Source organism: Streptomyces massasporeus (assembly GCF_014648995.1).
Lineage (GTDB): Bacteria > Actinomycetota > Actinomycetes > Streptomycetales > Streptomycetaceae > Streptomyces > Streptomyces massasporeus.
Genome location: NZ_BMSE01000002.1, coordinates 274,897 through 291,994, shown reverse-complemented (window position 1 = coordinate 291,994; position 17,098 = coordinate 274,897). Strand labels below are relative to the sequence as shown.

Annotated in this window: 10 protein-coding genes; 5 read left to right on the top strand and 5 right to left on the bottom strand. The window is 69.3% G+C overall.

The features are described from left to right. The first annotated feature begins 72 nt into the window (after positions 1-72). Positions 73-861 carry a phosphatase gene (locus tag IE153_RS06185; RefSeq protein ID WP_189588745.1) on the top strand — a complete coding sequence of 263 codons (789 nt, stop codon included), beginning with the start codon at positions 73-75 and terminating at the stop codon, positions 859-861. Here the strand turns inward: IE153_RS06185 and IE153_RS06180 are convergent. The 3 genes from IE153_RS06180 to IE153_RS06170 form a co-directional block, all read right to left on the bottom strand. Beyond that, entirely contained in the window at positions 854-1,735 is an 882-nt protein-coding gene (locus IE153_RS06180; protein ID WP_189588744.1) for an acyl-CoA thioesterase, read from the bottom strand. The genes IE153_RS06185 and IE153_RS06180 overlap by 8 nt on opposite strands. Positions 1,736-1,770: 35 nt before the next feature. Beyond that, the gene (locus IE153_RS06175; protein WP_031111252.1) at positions 1,771-2,928 is read right to left on the bottom strand and encodes an acyl-CoA dehydrogenase family protein; all 1,158 of its coding nucleotides are present in this window, start codon (positions 2,926-2,928) and stop codon (positions 1,771-1,773) included. 305 nt (positions 2,929-3,233) lie between these two features. After that, positions 3,234-3,827, bottom strand: coding sequence for an SACE_7040 family transcriptional regulator (locus IE153_RS06170; RefSeq protein WP_189588743.1), 594 nt, complete (start codon positions 3,825-3,827; stop codon positions 3,234-3,236). 87 nt (positions 3,828-3,914) lie between these two features. Here IE153_RS06170 and IE153_RS06165 point away from each other — a divergent pair, with 87 nt between their 5' ends. Genes IE153_RS06165 through IE153_RS06150 form a run of 4 tightly spaced genes read left to right on the top strand, consistent with a single transcriptional unit; the run spans position 3,915 to position 9,575 of the window. Beyond that, positions 3,915-5,531, top strand: a complete 1,617-nt coding sequence (locus tag IE153_RS06165) for a carboxyl transferase domain-containing protein (RefSeq protein WP_189588742.1) — start codon at positions 3,915-3,917, stop codon at positions 5,529-5,531. A gap of 14 nt (positions 5,532-5,545) precedes the next feature. Then, entirely contained in the window at positions 5,546-7,462 is a 1,917-nt protein-coding gene (locus IE153_RS06160) for an acetyl/propionyl/methylcrotonyl-CoA carboxylase subunit alpha (protein WP_189588741.1), read from the top strand. Beyond that, the gene (locus IE153_RS06155; protein ID WP_189588740.1) at positions 7,459-8,409 is read left to right on the top strand and encodes a hydroxymethylglutaryl-CoA lyase; all 951 of its coding nucleotides are present in this window, start codon (positions 7,459-7,461) and stop codon (positions 8,407-8,409) included. Before IE153_RS06160 ends, IE153_RS06155 begins: the two co-directional genes overlap by 4 nt. A gap of 5 nt (positions 8,410-8,414) precedes the next feature. Continuing rightward, positions 8,415-9,575: an acyl-CoA dehydrogenase family protein gene (locus tag IE153_RS06150; RefSeq protein ID WP_185013994.1), complete on the top strand. Its 1,161-nt coding sequence runs from the start codon at positions 8,415-8,417 to the stop codon at positions 9,573-9,575. Between the two features lie 148 nt (positions 9,576-9,723). Here the strand turns inward: IE153_RS06150 and IE153_RS06145 are convergent, their stop codons facing one another. Beyond that, positions 9,724-10,203 carry a hypothetical protein gene (locus tag IE153_RS06145; RefSeq protein ID WP_229828854.1) on the bottom strand — a complete coding sequence of 160 codons (480 nt, stop codon included), beginning with the start codon at positions 10,201-10,203 and terminating at the stop codon, positions 9,724-9,726. Then, positions 10,182-17,087, bottom strand: a complete 6,906-nt coding sequence (locus IE153_RS06140; RefSeq protein WP_189588739.1) for an RHS repeat-associated core domain-containing protein — start codon at positions 17,085-17,087, stop codon at positions 10,182-10,184. Before IE153_RS06140 ends, IE153_RS06145 begins: the two co-directional genes overlap by 22 nt. Positions 17,088-17,098: the final 11 nt, after the last annotated feature.

Below are 17,098 nucleotides of genomic sequence, written 5' to 3'. Positions count from 1 at the left end.
GAGTACGTGACGCACATCCCAGCGTGCGATACGCCAGGGACGCCCACAGTCGGCTGCCTCACAATGGATGTCATGCCGATATCCGGGACACCCAGCCGCGCCGAACTCGTCGAACACCTCGTCAGGACGCGCATCGCGGGCGATGTCGCCACACCCCGCGAGAACAACCTCTCCCACTACCGCAAGCTGGCGAACAGCGACCGCCACTACTGGTTCGGGCTGGAACTCGGCGACCGCTGGGGCGACGAGCAGGACGTCCTCGCGGTGATGGCGGAGCGGGTCGGTGTGAACGACGACCCCGAGTACCGGTACGGCCAGGACACCATCGACCCGGAGCTGACCGTCGACGGTCTGGAGCGGCTGGCCGGGCGGCTGCGCAAGGCGGCGGACGGCCAGCAGCGCGTCCTCTTCGCCACCGGCCACCCCGGCGGCCTCCTCGACGTGCACCGCGCGACCGCGGCGGCGCTGCGCGCGGCCGGCTGCGAGATCGTCGTCATCCCGGAGGGGCTGACGACCGAGGAGGGCTACGTGATGCAGTTCGCGGACGTGGCGGTCCTGGAGCACGGCGCCACCCTGTGGCACACCCACTCGGGCGAACCCATGAAGGCGATCCTGAAGGGCCTGGAGCGCGAGGGCCGCCCGCTGCCCGACCTGGTCGTCGCCGACCACGGCTGGGCGGGCTACGCGGGCCAGCACGGCGTCGACTCCGTCGGCTACGCCGACTGCAACGACCCGGCCCTCTTCATCGCCGAGGCCGAGGGCACCGTGCAGGTGACGGTGCCCCTCGACGACCACGTGATCAGCCCCCGCCACTACGACCCGATGACGGCCTACCTGCTGTCGGAGGCGGGCCTCAGCTAGGGCCCGGCTCGCGCGGGACGCGGACCACGCCCTCCTGGATCACGGTGATGGCGAGCCGCCCGTCCTGCGTGTAGATCCGTGCCTGCCCCAGTCCCCGGCCGCCGTACGCGGACGGGGACTCCTGGTCGTACAGCAGCCACTCGTCGGCGCGGAACGGCCGGTGGAACCACATCGCGTGGTCGAGCGAGGCCCCGACCACATCCCCGACGGCCCACCCCCCGCGCCCGTGCGCGAGCAGCACGGAGTCGAGCAGCGTCATGTCGGAGACGTAGGTGGCGAGAACGACGTGCAGCAGCGGATCGTCCGCGAGCTTGCCGTTGGTCCGGAACCACACCTGCGAGTGCGGCTCGCGCGGCTCGCCGAACCGGCCGTAGGGCGGCTCGTCGACGTATCGGAGATCGACCGCGGCCCGGGCCTCGAGGAACTTCTCCACCACGACGGGGTCGAGATGCCCGTACCCGCGCAGCCGCTCCTCACCGGTCGGGAGGGTCACGGGGTCGGGCGAGGCGGGCATCGGCTCCTGGTGGTCCAGCCCGTCCTCGTGCACCTGGAACGAGGCCGAGAGATGGAAGATCGGCTTGCCGTGCTGGACGGCGACCACCCGGCGGGTGGTGAAGGAGCGGCCGTCGCGGATCCGGTCGACCGTGTAGACGATGGGCGCGCCGGGGTCGCCGGGGCGCAGGAAATACGCGTGCAGCGAGTGCGCGGGCCGGTCCTCGGGGACCGTGCGGCCGGCGGCGACGAGCGCCTGGGCCGCGACCTGCCCGCCGAAAACCCGGGGGACGACGGCGGACCGGGACCGGCCGCGGAAGATGTCCTCCTCGATCTGCTCCAGGTCGAGCAGATCGAGGAGGCCCTGAAGTGCATTGCTCATGGCAACTGTTGTACCGGCCAATGACTACGGTCGGCTTACAGGCCCATGTTCTTCGCGATGATCGACTTCATGATCTCGCTGGTGCCGCCGTAGATGCGGTTGACGCGGTTGTCCGCGTACAGGCGGGCGATCGGGTACTCGTTCATGAAGCCGTAGCCGCCGTGCAGCTGGAGGCAGCGGTCGATGACGCGGTGGGCGACCTCGGTGCAGAACAGCTTGGCGCTCGCGGCCTCGGCGGGGGTGAGCTCACCGGCGTCGAGGGCCTCGGTCGCGCGGTCGGCGACGGCCTCGGCGGCGTCCACCTCGGCCTGGCAGGCGGCCAGCTCGAACTTGGTGTTCTGGAAGGACGCGACCGTCTTGCCGAAGACGGTGCGGTCCTGGACGTACTGCTTGGCGAACCGCACGGCGGCCTTGGCCTGGGCGTAGGCACCGAAGGCGATGCCCCAGCGCTCGGAGGCCAGGTTGTGGCCGAGGTAGTAGAAGCCCTTGTTCTCCTCGCCGAGCAGGTCCTCGACGGGCACCTTGACGTCGACGAACGCCAGCTCGGCGGTGTCGGAGGTCTTCAGGCCGAGCTTGTCGAGCTTTCGGCCGACGGAGTAGCCCTCGGACTTGGTGTCCACGGCGAAGAGGGAGATGCCGTGGCGGCGGTCCTCGGCGGTCGGCGCGGAGGTGCGGGCGCAGACGATCATGCGGTCGGCGTGCACGCCGCCGGTGATGAAGGTCTTGGCGCCGTTGAGGACGTAGTGGGTCCCGTCCTCGCTCAGCTTGGCGGTGGACTTCATGCCCGCGAGGTCGGAACCGGTGCCCGGCTCCGTCATCGCGATGGCCCACATCTCCTCGCCGGAGACGAACTTCGGCAGGAACCGCTTCTTCTGCTCGTCGGTGGCGAGCATCTTGAGGTACGGCAGGGCGAGCAGCACGTGCACGCCGGAGCCGCCGAACGCGACGCCCGCGCGAGCGGTCTCCTCGTACAGGACGGCCTCGAACTTGTGGCTGTCCAGGCCCGCGCCGCCGAACTCCTCGGGCACGTTGATGCCGAAGATGCCCAGCTCACCGAGCTTGTAGTAGAAGTCGCGGGGCGCCTGGCCCGCCGCGAACCACTCGTCGTACACCGGTACGACCTCGGCCTCGATGAAGGCGCGAAGGGTCTCCCGGAACGCCTCGTGATCCTCGTTGAACACCGTACGGCGCACGCCGCCACCTCCACGACTTCGCATGTCTAAGCGCTTGCTCAGCCAAAGATACCGGCGGGTATCGACGACCGTCCAGGGTGGGGGTGGGGTAACGCTCGTCACGCCGGGGGGTGCCTCGGGAGTGGGTGGGGGTGCGGGGGGGGGCGGAGCCCCCGCCGGGGCTCGGGGCGGAGCCCCCGCCGGGGCTCGGGGCGGAGCCCCCGCCGGGGCTCGGGGCGGAGCCCCCGCCGGGGCTCGGGGCGGAGCCCCGGGACGAGTCCAGCCTCCTGGCCGACAGATACGGGCGGGCGGGTGGGCGAAGGCCCCTAATCGACCGCCGCCGCAAACGCCCCCCGGGCCATCCGGTGCAACAACTCCGCCGTAGCACCCCGCCCGGGCAACGACCCCGCCCTCCCCAGATGCGGCGTCGAGTTCAACAACCCGAACACCGAGTGCACGGCAGAACGAGCCGCGGGCTCCCCCAACCCCGCGTACACCTCCCGCACCACCCCGACCCACAGCTCCACGTACTGCCGCTGCAACTGCCGCACCATCTTCCGGTCGGTGTCCCGGAGGCGGTCCAGCTCACGGTCGTGCAGGGTGATCAGAGGCCGGTCGTCGAGCGCGAAGTCGATGTGCCCCTCGATCAGCGAGTCGAGGACCGCCTCCGCCCCACCCCCGTCCGCCTCCGCCAGCCTCCGCTTCGCCCCGGTCAGCAACTGCCCGCTGATCCCCACCAGCAGCTCCGCGAGCATGGCGTCCTTGCCCGCGAAGTGCCGGTACAGCCCGGGCCCGCTGATCCCGACCGCGGCGCCTATCTCGTCGACTCCGACCCCATGGAACCCCCGCTCGGCGAACAGCCGAGCGGCCTCCTTGAGGATCTGCTCACGGCGGGTGGGGGCGTCGGTTCTGGTGGCCATGAAAACAATTCTAGACAGGGAGGTTAGCGGTCGTTAACCTGAAGGAAATGCGTTAACGCTCATTAACAAGGTGAGGGGACCCGCAGGATGCACGAGGCACCGGAGCTCACGAGCGCGGCAGACCCCGCGTCGGAGGCCTTTCGGGCCAACGAGGAGGGGCACCACGCCCTCGTCGAGGAGCTGCGCACCAAGCTCGCCGCCGCCGCACAGGGCGGCGGCGAGAAGGCCCGCGCCCGCCACACGGCCCGCGGCAAGCTGCTCCCCCGCGACCGCGTGGACACCCTCCTCGACCCGGGCTCGCCCTTCCTGGAGCTGGCCCCGCTCGCGGCCGACGGGATGTACGAGGGGCAGGCCCCGGCCGCCGGCGTCATCGCCGGCATCGGCCGGGTCAGCGGCCGCGAGACGGTGGTCATCGCCAACGACGCCACGGTCAAGGGCGGCACGTACTACCCGATGACGGTCAAGAAGCACCTCCGCGCCCAGGAGGTCGCCCTCGACAACCGCCTCCCCTGTGTCTACCTGGTGGACTCCGGCGGCGCCTTCCTCCCCATGCAGGACGAGGTCTTCCCGGACCGCGACCACTTCGGCCGCATCTTCTACAACCAGGCCCGCATGTCCGGCGCCGGCATCCCCCAGATCGCCGCCGTCCTCGGCTCGTGCACGGCCGGCGGGGCGTACGTCCCGGCGATGAGCGACGAGGCGGTGATCGTCCGCGACCAGGGCACCATCTTCCTGGGCGGCCCGCCCCTGGTGAAGGCGGCCACCGGCGAGGTCGTCACGGCGGAGGAGCTCGGCGGCGGCGAGGTCCACTCCCGCACCTCGGGCGTCACCGACCACCTCGCGGAGAACGACGCGCACGCGCTCCGCATCGTCCGCACCATCGTCTCCACGCTCCCCTCTCGAGGAGCACTCCCCTGGGAGGTCCAGGAGGCGACGGAGCCCAAGGTCGACCCGCACAGCCTCTACGGCGCGGTCCCGGTCGACTCCCGCACCCCCTACGACGTGCGCGAGATCATCGCCCGGGTCGTCGACGGCTCCCGCTTCGCCGAGTTCAAGTCCGAGTTCGGCCAGACCCTGGTCACGGGCTTCGCCCGGATCCACGGCCACCCGGTGGGGATCGTCGCCAACAACGGCATCCTGTTCTCCGAGTCCGCCCAGAAGGGCGCCCACTTCATCGAGCTGTGCGACCAGCGCGGCATCCCCCTGGTCTTCCTCCAGAACATCTCGGGCTTCATGGTCGGCAAGGACTACGAGGCGGGCGGCATCGCCAAGCACGGCGCCAAGATGGTCACGGCGGTGGCCTGCACCCGCGTACCGAAGCTGACGGTCGTGGTCGGCGGCTCGTACGGCGCGGGCAACTACTCGATGTGCGGCAGGGCGTACTCCCCCCGCTTCCTGTGGATGTGGCCGAACGCCAAGATCTCGGTCATGGGCGGCGAGCAGGCCGCCTCGGTCCTCGCGACCGTCAAGCGGGACCAGCTGGAGGGCCGCGGCGAAGCCTGGCCCGCGGAGGACGAGGACGCCTTCAAGGCCCCGATCCGCGCCCAGTACGAGCGCCAGGGCAACGCCTACTACGCGTCGGCCCGGCTCTGGGACGACGGTGTGATCGACCCGCTGGACACCCGCCAGGTCCTGGGCCTGGCCCTGACCGCGTGCGCCAACGCGCCCCTGGGTGACCCCCAGTTCGGCGTCTTCCGGATGTGAGGGGACGGACGACGATGTTCGAGACAGTACTGGTGGCCAACCGCGGCGAGATCGCCGTACGGGTGATCCGTACGCTGCGGTCGATGGGCGTGCGCTCGGTGGCCGTCTTCTCCGACGCCGACGCCGACGCCCGGCACGTCCGCGAGGCCGACACGGCGGTCCGGATCGGCCCGGCCCCGGCGTCCGAGAGCTATCTCTCGGTGGAGCGCCTGCTGGAGGCCGCGGCCCGCACGGGCGCCCAGGCCGTCCACCCCGGCTACGGCTTCCTCGCCGAGAACGCCGCCTTCGCGCGCGCCTGCGCCGAGGCCGGCCTGGTCTTCATCGGCCCTCCGGCGGACGCCATCGCCCTGATGGGCGACAAGATCCGCGCCAAGGAGACGGTCCAGAAGGCCGGGGTGCCGGTCGTTCCCGGCGGGCGGGACCCGGATCTGGCCGACGCGGCCCGCGAGCTGGGCGCGCCCGTCCTGCTGAAGCCCAGCGCGGGCGGCGGCGGCAAGGGCATGCGCCTGGTGCGGGACCTGACCCGGCTGGAGGACGAGATCGCGTCGGCCCGTCGCGAGGCCCGCGCCTCCTTCGGCGACGACACGCTCCTCGTCGAGCGCTGGATCGACCGCCCCCGCCACATCGAGATCCAGGTCCTGGCGGACGGCCACGGGAACGTGGTCCACCTCGGGGAGCGCGAGTGCTCCCTCCAGCGTCGCCACCAGAAGATCATCGAGGAGGCGCCGAGCGTCCTCCTCGACGAGGAGACGCGCTCCGCGATGGGCGAGGCGGCGGTCCAGGCGGCCCGCTCCTGCGGCTACCGGGGCGCGGGCACGGTGGAGTTCATCGTCCCCGGCAACGACCCGTCGTCGTACTACTTCATGGAGATGAACACCCGCCTCCAGGTGGAGCACCCGGTCACGGAGCTGATCACGGGCCTGGACCTGGTCGAGTGGCAGCTGCGGGTCGCGGCCGGGGAGCCCCTCGGCTTCACCCAGCAGGACGTACGGCTGACCGGTCACGCCGTGGAGGCCCGCATCTGCGCCGAGGACCCGGCCCGCGGCTTCCTCCCCTCCGGCGGCACCGTCCTGAAGCTGCGCGAACCGCAGGGCGACGGCGTCCGCACCGACTCGGGTCTCACCGAGGGCACGGAGGTCGGCAGCCTCTACGACCCGATGCTCTCCAAGGTCATCGCCTACGGCCCCGACCGCGCGACGGCCCTGCGCAAGCTCCGGGCGGCCCTGGCGGAGACGGTCACGCTCGGCGTGCAGACGAACGCCGGTTTCCTGCGCCGCCTGCTCGGCCACCCGGCGGTCGTCTCCGGCGACATGGACACGGGCCTGGTCGAGCGCGAGGTCGAGGGACTGGTCCCCACGGACGTACCGGAGGAGGTGTACGAGGCGGCGGCGGCCGTACGCCTCGAGGCCCTGAAGCCGGAGCCGGGCGGCTGGACGGACCCGTTCTCGGTGCCGAGCGGCTGGCGCCTGGGCGGTGCGCCGAAGCCGCCGGTCTTCCCCCTGCGGGTGCAGGAGCCCTTGGAGCACACCCCGCGCGGCACGGCCACGGTCACCGACGACCGGGTTGCGGTCACCCTGGACGGCGTCCGCCACACGTTCCACCGCGCCGCCGACTGGCTCGGCCGCGACGGCGACGCCTGGCATGTGCGCGACCACGACCCGGTCGCCGCGTCCCTCACCCGCGCCGCCCACGCGGGCGCCGACTCGCTGACCGCGCCGATGCCCGGCACGGTGACGGTGGTGAAGGTCGCCGTCGGCGACGAGGTGAGCGCCGGTCAGAGCCTGCTGGTGGTGGAGGCGATGAAGATGGAGCACGTCATCTCCGCGCCGCACGCCGGCAAGGTCACCGAGCTGGACGTGGCCCCCGGCACCACGGTCGCCATGGACCAGGTGCTGGCGGTCATCGCACCGCACGAGGAGGCGGCGGAATGACGGTCCCAGGACTCCCGATGGCCGTCCCGAGCAGGGACCTGCCCACCCGCGTCCGCATCCATGAGGTCGGTGCGCGCGACGGCCTGCAGAACGAGAAGGCGACGGTCCCCACGGAGGTCAAGGCGGAGTTCATCCGCCGCCTGGCCGACGCGGGCCTGACGACGATCGAGGCGACGAGCTTCGTCCACCCCAAGTGGGTCCCCCAACTGGCGGACGCGGAACAGCTGTTCCCTCTCGTCAGCGATCTCCCGGTGGCACTCCCGGTGCTCGTCCCGAACGAGAGGGGCCTGGACCGCGCCCTGGCGCTGGGCTCCCGGCGGGTCGCGGTCTTCGCCAGCGCGACGGAATCCTTCGCCAAGGCCAACCTCAACCGCACGGTGGACGAGGCACTGGCGATGTTCGAGCCGGTGGTGAACCGCGCGAAGTCCGAGGACGTCCATGTCCGCGGCTATCTCTCCATGTGCTTCGGCGACCCGTGGGAGGGCGCGGTCCCCCTCCCCCAGGTGGTGAAGGTCTGCAAGGCCCTCCTGGACATGGGCTGCGACGAGCTGAGCCTGGGCGACACGATCGGCGTGGCCACCCCGGGGCACGTGGTCGCGCTCCTCGCGGCCCTGGACGAGGCGGGCGTCGGGCCCACCGCCCTCGGCGTCCACTTCCACGACACCTATGGCCAGGCCCTCGCCAACACCCTCGCGGCGCTCCAGCAGGGCGTCACCACGGTCGACGCCTCGGCGGGCGGCCTGGGCGGCTGCCCGTACGCGAAGTCGGCGACCGGAAACCTGGCCACCGAAGACCTCGTGTGGATGCTGCGGGGCCTCGGCATCGACACCGGAATCGACCTCGGCCGCCTCGTCGCCACGAGCACGTGGATGGCCACCCACCTGGGCCGACCCAGCCCGTCCCGCACCGTCCGAGCCCTGTCCCACGAGGACACCGAGGAGCACTGATCACCATGGACTACCGTCTCTCCCCCGAGTTGGAGGAACTCCGCCGTACGGTCGAGGAGTTCGCGCACGAGGTGGTGGCGCCGAAGATCGGCGACTTCTACGAGCGGCACGAGTTCCCGTACGAGATCGTCCGGGAGATGGGCCGCATGGGCCTGTTCGGCCTGCCGTTCCCCGAGGAGTACGGCGGCATGGGCGGCGACTACCTGGCCCTCGGTGTGGCCCTGGAGGAACTGGCGCGGGTCGACTCCTCGGTGGCGATCACCCTGGAGGCGGGCGTCTCACTCGGTGCGATGCCGATCCACCTCTACGGCACCGAGGCCCAGAAGCGCGAATGGCTCCCCCGCCTCTGCTCGGGCGAACTCCTGGGCGCGTTCGGTCTGACGGAGCCGGACGGTGGCAGCGACGCGGGCGCGACCCGTACGACGGCCCGTCTGGACTCCGCCACGAACGAGTGGGTGATCAACGGCACGAAGTGCTTCATCACCAACTCGGGCACGGACATCACGGGCCTGGTGACGGTCACGGCGGTCACGGGCCGCAAGCCCGACGGCAAGCCCCACATCTCCTCGATCATCGTCCCGTCCGGCACCCCGGGCTTCACGGTCGCGGCCCCCTACTCCAAGGTCGGCTGGAACGCCTCGGACACCCGCGAGCTGTCCTTCACGGACGTCCGCGTCCCGGCGGAGAACCTCCTGGGCGAGGAGGGCCGCGGTTACGCCCAGTTCCTGCGCATCCTCGACGAGGGCCGCATCGCGATCGCGGCGCTGGCGACGGGCCTCGCGCAGGGCTGCGTCGACGAGTCGGTCAAGTACGCCAAGGAACGCCACGCCTTCGGCAAGCCCATCGCCGCCAACCAGGCCATCCAGTTCAAGATCGCGGACATGGAGATGAAGGCCCACACGTCCCGCCTCGCCTGGCGCGACGCAGCGGCCCGCCTGGTGACCGGAGCCCCCTTCAAGAAGGAAGCGGCCCTGGCGAAACTCCACTCGTCCACGGTCGCGGTGGACAACGCCCGAGAGGCCACCCAGATCCACGGCGGCTACGGCTTCATGAACGAATACCCGGTGGCCCGCATGTGGCGAGACTCCAAGATCCTGGAAATCGGCGAGGGCACGAGCGAGGTGCAGCGGATGCTGATCGCGCGGGAGTTGGGGTTGGTGGGCTGAGCGGCAGGACCTGCTCCTCCCGCAAACGCTCCGCCGGAGCATTCTCGGCGGGCCTCCTAACTGCGGCAGCGGGAAGCTACCCAGCGGCACCGAGTCGAGCGAGAACGCCCCGCCGAGAGATCGGCGGGGCGTTTATCGGGCTTTTCACTCAGCCTGACGGAATCGTCGCGACCGTCACTTGTCCATCCATCAAGCATTCGATGAGGACTGAACCGCCAAGTGGGTGGATCCAGAAGTGCGGCCCGGCGTCCAGGATGTCCCGCGCATGGCGCACCGCGACATCCGCGGGCATAGTCACAGTCGGCATGAGGTAGTTGCCCCAGATGACGGCGATCCGCTCACCCCGCTGCACGTACGAGTAGAGCAGCTCCGCCGCCATCCTCGTCCAGTGCTCCTCATCGTCCCACCAGAGACGGTCTTCGAACGGACTGGCCTCGAAGTCGATCACGTCGCCGGTGGTCGCCGGAAATCTGCTCAGCGTCGCTGCCGCCAGTGCGCGATTCTCGGCGAGATCCAGCTTCACCACCTGCCGGCCGTCATCGTCGCGGGGGTCGTTTATGAAGTCCGGAAGATATTCCGGATTCCTTCCATAAGAGCTACCGCCTGTCATGCGTTCCGCCTCAACCACGTCGAAATGCTCCCACCAGGGAACCTAATCGCCCATTTTCGAACCGCCGCACCCTTGCCCGTCATCACATTGATGTGCGGGCCAATTCTATTGTCGGTATCCAGGCGGAACGACCTGTATTCCCCACCGCTGGTCGCGGTGAACCCGGTATCCCTGCCGAAGGTGTCGACCGCCGACTCCATCGTTCCCTGCCGACGCTGCCACGAACCGGTGTCGATGGGCCCCACGATGTCCAGGGCCTGGTTTCTGGCCTGTTCGAACGAGTCCGCGTCCATGACCACCTCGCTGCGGGGCTTCTCCGGGTCGCACCTGCAGAGATCGGAGTGCCCGGGTTGTGATCCACCACAGTTGTGAACGAGGACCGGCAAGGACTCCGCCACCACATAGTACGTGTGCAGATCGCTGACGGTTAGGTTGTGGACCGCCGCCCAGCCGGTCGTCCACCGCTTCACGGAAGCAACCTGCGCACGCGAGCCCGCGCCAGTCCGCAGCCACTCCCCCGCCTCCAGATCAGTGGCGTCGACCCACTCCCCCAGCTCAGGCACCCAGAACGGATGACCATCGGTCGCCGTGACCGAAGCCGTCTTCGAGCCCTTCTTGCCGTCGATGTCGACCGTGACCTTGACGAGGTGCTTGAGGCCCTTGCCCTTGATCTCGGCCGTGACCGTCTCGACCTTGGTTTCACCCGTCTTCGGGTCGGTCGCCAAGACCTTGTCGCCGATGTCGACGTCCTTGATCGGTTTCGTCGAACCGTCGGCCATCAACACCTTGGTATCGGGTGTGAAGCTGTTGCCCACCTTGCAGGCAACGGCTTCCGTCGCCTCGTCCGCCGCCTTGCTGCTCTTGCGCCAGTCCTGGAAGCTGTCCCACAGCCTGCGGCTCAGGCCTCCGATGCGCTTGATCAAGGCCCAGGCCTTGTCCAGCTTGTTCCAGTACTTCGCCGCCAGCCGTGACAGCGGTCCGCCGGCCACGAGCGACGAGACGACGTTGAGTGCCGTGGCCCCGCAGGAGCCCAACGCGCCCGTGGTGAAGCAGTCCAGCGCGTCTGTGATGCCCAGCTCGTCCGCGATGATCTGCCCGAGTTCCTTGGCGACGGCGATCGCCCGCTGCTTGGCCGCGTCCGCTCGCGCCTTCTGCTGGCGCGCCCGGTGCTGCGCCGGCGACTCGGTCGGCTTCTTGACCCCGTAGTAGGTGTAGTAGGTGTCGGTCGCCTTGACCTCCCACCCGCCGTCACGCTCCAGGGTGCAGGTGATGCCGACGTTCACGCAGTCGTCGGGCTTGAGGCCGCTCGGGTCGGAGAAGGTGACCGGGTTGTTGTTGCTGTACGAGTAGCCGTTGATCTGCTGCGGGTCGGTGTAGTCGATGATCGGGTCCGCCGAGATGAAGCGGCCCGTGTCCGAGTCGTATTCACGCGCCCCGAGGGTCGTCAAGCCCGTGGACTTCTGGACCGTCCCGCCGACGAAGCCCTTGTCGTTCACCCAGGCGGGAGCCGAGGACGATGACGTGGACTCGTCGCGCGGGTTACCGAACGGGTCCGTGCGGCGGCGCGTCGTCTCACCGGTTTTGGCGTTGATCGCCAGCTGAGACGTCCCCTGGTGGTCCGACGCCAGGAAGTGGACACCGGCTGCGTCCCGCATGGCGATCTGCATGGCGCCGAACGCGTAGTAGCGAGTCGTCGTCACCCTGGACGTCGACTTGTCCAGGTGCAGCTCCATGCCCGGCAGGTAGAACGTCTTCTCCTTGGAGGTGTCCCGGAGGATCCGCTCACCCGACGCGTCGTACGTGTACTGCGTCACCGTGCCGTCGGCGTTGGTGACCTTGGTCAGCTCACCCTGCTTGTCCCAGTCCAGGGACTGGGTGTCCCCGTTGAGAACACGGGTCTTGGTGTTGCCCGTCACGTCGTAGGTGTAGGTGTCCTGGGACGTGACCTCGGGCGTCGTGCTCGTGGCCGCAGTCTTCTCCACGACCGAAGACAGCGTGTGCGGACCGGAGTTCGTGCCGTTGGGACCGGACTTCTCCCCGTACGCGTACGTCCGCGTCGAGGTCGGGGCCCCGCCCATACCGTGCCGCGTCTCGCTCTTCCGGTTGCCGATCGCGTCGTAGCCGTACTCCGTCCAGTACGGGGACACCCCGCCGACCGTCGAGGACGACGCATCCGGTGTACACGCCGCATCCGCACCGCCCGTGCCCCTGGCCCCGTTGGTCGCCACCGACGAGGTCCACGCGTCGGTCAGACGCCGCAGGCCGTCGTACCTGAAGCACTGCACATCGCCCGTGCCGCTGCCGGGCGTGTCCGCGATCGAGAGAACGTCGCCGACGGCGTTGTACGTGAAGTCCGCGTCGTAGGCGGCGCTCGCCGCGCCCTCCACCCTGACAGTCGCGTTGGCCAGGCGGTGCGTGCCCGCCTCGAACGTGTTGTTGAGCCAGGTCTTCTTGGCCGTCGACTCGCCGGTGGACAGTTCCACCTGCTCCAGGTCGGACGTCGGCGAGTACGACACATCGGTGACGTACTTGAGTCCGCCCAGTGAGGTGTTGAGGCCAGTCAGCCGCTGGAGTTCGTCGTACGAGTAGCCGAGGGCTTCCGCGGGCAGGTCGCCCGCCGCAGGCAGGCCCTGCCCCAGCACCGTCCCGTCGTCGCTGTACTGGGCGGTGAACTCGTACGTCCCACCCAGCTGCGGCTCGGCCGTCTTCGACAGGAAGTACTTCGTCGAGACCGGCTTGTAGTCGTTGTTCGCGTCGAGGGTCGGATAGGTGACCGACGAGTGGACCGCGCCGTCCTTGTAGCTGTAGACGCCGTACAGCTCGCCCTTGGCGACGGTGTCGTACTTCGTCATCGACAGCCTGGTGCCGGTGTTCGGCTCTCCCTGCCAGGTGGAAGCGGGCCGGCCCAGCTCGTCGTACTGGGTGGAGGTCTTGCTGCCGTTGACCGTCACCGACGTCTGACGGTCCATGGCGTCGTAGGTGAACTCCGCCGTCCCCGTGTCCGGGTCGACGGCCTTCTTCTTACGGCCCAACTGGTCGTAGGCGTAGGTCCATGCGTTCCCGGCGTCGTCCGTCACCTTCTGCAGCTGACCGGCCGGGGTGTAGCCGTAGGACGTGGTGACCGCGTCCCCGCCCTGCGGGTACTGGATCTGTGTCGTGGTGTGGTCCCGGGCGTCCTTCACCACCGTCGTCTTCGCGCCACCCGCCGGCGGGGTCGTGGTGACCCGGTCACCGCCGTGGACGAAGGACGTGCGGTGCTTCTCCTCACCCTGCACGTTGAAGATCGAGGCGGTGACCCTTCCGGCACCGTCGTACTGGGTCACCGTCTGACCGGTGAGGTCGGCGTTGACCGGATTGAAGAGCTGGGAGGACGGGGCACCTGCGGCGTAATAGGTGTCGTTGACCTGTACCACTCGGTTGGAGCCGTCGTAGAGGGTGTCGGCGACCATGCGGCCGCCTCCCGGTCCCTCGGTCTGCTCCTGGCGGGGCCGCAACAGGCCGTCGTACAGCGTCCATTCGCTGCCGTACGACTGACCTCCCTTCTCGATCTTCTGGGTCTGCACAGCGGTCGGGCCGGTGTTCCCGCGCACCAGGTACGTGTACTTGATCGACTCGGTCGCGCCGATGCGGTCCGGAAGCCAGACCGACGTCAGGCGGCCCAGCCCGTCGTAGGCGAGTTCGGTGCGCCGGTTGTTCTGGTCGACCTTGGCGGTCGGCACGCCCCACTGCGGCGCGTACTCGGTCGTGGCCGTCCAGCCTGCTCGGTTGGTGACCACCGACTTCGTGGCGAGGCCGTACGTTTCCGCATACGTGGTCGACGTGGCGTACTCCGTCGGATACGAGGCCGTCTCCGCGTCCTTCACCACCAGCGGACGACCGAAGTCGTCGTACGTCGTGACGGCAGTGGTCTGATAGGTGGCCGTCGTGCCACTGTGCGACTCGAGGCGCTTGGTGGTGGTCACGTCGCCCTTGGTCGGGGCCGTGCCCAGCGTGGTGGAGCCGTCGTAGAGGGTCAGGTCGTCGGAGATGACCTGGGTGCGCCGGTCGGGAGTCACGCCGCATTCGACGCTGACTTTCTCCACCCGGGAGACGTACGCGTACATGTGCCGGCTCTCGCTGTCCGCGTACTCGGTGCGGACACACTCGTTGTCGGCGACACCGACCGCGCCGTAATCGTCGACCTGGCGGACCCGCCCGGTCTTCGCGTCGTACTGGGTGGTCGCCCTCGTACGACGCCAGCCGCCGATGGCGAGCGCCACATAGGTGTCGGTCGCACCGTTCGCGACGTAGCGAGCCCTGCGGGTGCCCCAGTCCTGGGTACTCGTGGCCGTCACCGTGGTCCACGGCACCGCCACCGACTTCTCGGTGACAGTGGCGCCGTCGTAGGTGAGGGTCTCGAGTTCCTGACCGGCCTTCCACTCCGTGTCCTCGTACGAGGTCCCGTTCGAGTCGGTCACCGATGCGGAGCGCGTGGCACCGCTCGCGTTGACGTCACCGTGAAGACCGCGGAAGAAGACGTGCTCGGTCTTCGTGTTGGACGGGGAGTTGGTGCCGTTCGAGGTGGCGACGCGCACCTTGCCGTAGCCGCGCCAATCGCCCCAGGTACGGTATTCCGCCTTGGTGAGGCCGTCGGCCTTGCTCTTGCGCCAGCCTGCGTCCCCGACGTACGCGTACGACGTGATCTTGTCGCCGTTGCCACCGGTCAGGTCGGTCTCGGTCACGGACTCGACGACGTACTTGTGGAACCAGTCGAGGATCGGGTCCTTCTCACCCGGCGGGTTCCATTTCACCGGGAAACAGCGCTTGGTCGAGGAGTCCTCGGCGGGCAGGTTCGCCGGTGTGCACTCGTTGGGCGCGTAGTTGACGCTGAGTGCCCCGCCCGTCTCGTTCTCCACCCCTGACAGGCGGAAACGGTGGAAGGGCTGGATGTTGTCGCCGAGCTTGTCGACGCGGTTGGGGAGTTGCTTGCCGTAGAGCTTGACGGACGGGACGGACGCGTCCGTACCGACCTTGCCGGTGTGGTTGATGCCGTCGAGCCACAGCGACTTGGAGCTGTCACCGTTGTCGGTGAATAGGTGGGCGAGGCTCCACTCGTCGACCGGGCTGTACTTGGCATCGCCGGTGCGGATCTGCGTTGTGATCTTCGCCAGCTTCTTGCGGGTCCAGAAGGTGGGCGAGTTCTGACCCGCGCATTTGGTGCTCGCCTTGCAGTTCTGGTCCCAGGGCACGTCCGGCCATCTGGCCGCCGTGGCGTCCGTGAGATCCCCGGGCTCGCAGTCGGCCGCCGCGCCGACGCAGCGTTCCGCGAGGGTGAAGACGACCTGGGCAGCGGGCTTGGCCGAGTAGACCTTGTCCTTGCGCTGGCCGTAGTCGATGCGCTTGAGGTAGCCGCCGCGGATGTACGGTTTGCCGTTCTCGCCCGTCTTCAGACCCTGCGTGTAGTGGTTCGTCTCCTTGCCGTAGAAGTACGACATGACGTTGCCGTGCGGATCGATGACGTGGTCGAGGTTCCAGCGCCAGGCCTGTGAGCAGTGGGCATCGGCGAACGTGGCCTTGTAGCAGGGCTCACCGGAGTCGTCGCCGTACACCGGGACGGTCCAGGCGGAGTCGGTCTCCTCGTTGCCTGCCGCGTAACCCGGCAGCCGGTTCCGGCCGAAGAAGTACTGGGTGCCGTCGGTGGTGGTGAGCTTCCAGTACTCGCCGTTGTCGTCGCCGTTGGTCGTGTCGGTCAGGCGCTCGATCTTGGAGTTGTCGTCGTTGGCGAGTCGCCAGTCGCCGGTGGCGTCGTCCTTCACCAGTTCGCCGGAGGTGCCGCCGGCCAGGGCGACGGTGGCATTGTCGTATGCCCAGCACTGGTCGCCGTACGTGTCGTCATGGCCGTCGTCGGCGCACGGTTTGTACCGGCGCTCGATGTAGCCGGGCTCGTAGGAGAAGCCCTGCCCCACCCACGAACCCTGGTTGTTCGTCGTGGCCGTCTGCCCGTCGATCGACTGGGAGTTGTAGCCCAGGCCGATGCTTGGCCGCAGCCCGCCCGGCACGGGGGGCACGGACAAGGGATACGTCCAGGTGAAGGCACCCGACCTGGTGTCGACACCCCACTCGGACGACGCGGAGAGGCCGGTTGCCTTGTAGTCGCCGCCGTCGCCGCCGCTGCTCGCGGTGGCCGCCAGTACGGTGGCGGAGGAAGCGGCCGACTGCGCCTCGAGAAGCTGAGGGGCGACGCCTGACGTGTCGCCGGCGGCGCTCACAGTCGCCGTCAGCGTCTCCTTCGCCGCGTTGTTGGTGCTCTCCAGGTAGGTCGGAGTCGCGCAAGCCTTGTGCTTCGGGGTCGACAACACGCACGCCGGGTACTGGGCCAGCCGGAGACGAGAGCCGTAGCCGCCTCCGTAGGCATCGGCGAAGCCCGAGTAGTCCAGCGTGATCTGTGCGCCGCCCCTTGCTGCTTCACCGTCGCTGCGGGACACGGTGAACAGGAGGCCGTCGATACCGGCCGCCTTGGATGCCTCCTGGTCGAGCACCTCCACGCGGACGGCATCCGCGGCCTTCTTGCCCCCGGCGGCTTCGGCGCTCAACGGCAGCCCAGCGGCCTCGGCCGCCTTGCCGGACAGCTTGACCTCGGCGCTTCCGGCCTTGGGCCAGCGGACCTTGCCGGGCCGCCCGACCGCTGCCTTCTCGGCCGGGTCGGTCTTCCTGAAGGCCTTCGGTTCGGCGTTCTTCCCCCGGACCGGATCGTCCAGGTCCGTCTGCGCCTTGGGCCTCTTCATGCCCTCGTCGGCCGCGGCTTCGGGGGCGTTCTGCGGAAGCAGGCCTATCGACAACGCCAGGCCGAGCAGCACCGCCGCACCGCGACGGCCGCTGCGCCAGGCCGGTCTCGTGGACCGGAACCATGGGGGCGAGGACATGACATCTCCAT

What these genes read in the sequence shown, in the direction of transcription:
- IE153_RS06185 (WP_189588745.1), top strand. Translation starts at nt 73, where the DNA reads ATGCCGATATCCGGGACACCCAGCCGCGCCGAACTCGTCGAACACCTC.
- IE153_RS06170 (WP_189588743.1), bottom strand. Translation starts at nt 3,827, where the DNA reads ATGGCCACCAGAACCGACGCCCCCACCCGCCGTGAGCAGATCCTCAAG.
- IE153_RS06160 (WP_189588741.1), top strand. Translation starts at nt 5,546, where the DNA reads ATGTTCGAGACAGTACTGGTGGCCAACCGCGGCGAGATCGCCGTACGG.
- IE153_RS06140 (WP_189588739.1), bottom strand. Translation starts at nt 17,087, where the DNA reads ATGTCCTCGCCCCCATGGTTCCGGTCCACGAGACCGGCCTGGCGCAGC.
- IE153_RS06180 (WP_189588744.1), bottom strand. Translation starts at nt 1,735, where the DNA reads ATGAGCAATGCACTTCAGGGCCTCCTCGATCTGCTCGACCTGGAGCAG.
- IE153_RS06165 (WP_189588742.1), top strand. Translation starts at nt 3,915, where the DNA reads ATGCACGAGGCACCGGAGCTCACGAGCGCGGCAGACCCCGCGTCGGAG.
- IE153_RS06150 (WP_185013994.1), top strand. Translation starts at nt 8,415, where the DNA reads ATGGACTACCGTCTCTCCCCCGAGTTGGAGGAACTCCGCCGTACGGTC.
- IE153_RS06155 (WP_189588740.1), top strand. Translation starts at nt 7,459, where the DNA reads ATGACGGTCCCAGGACTCCCGATGGCCGTCCCGAGCAGGGACCTGCCC.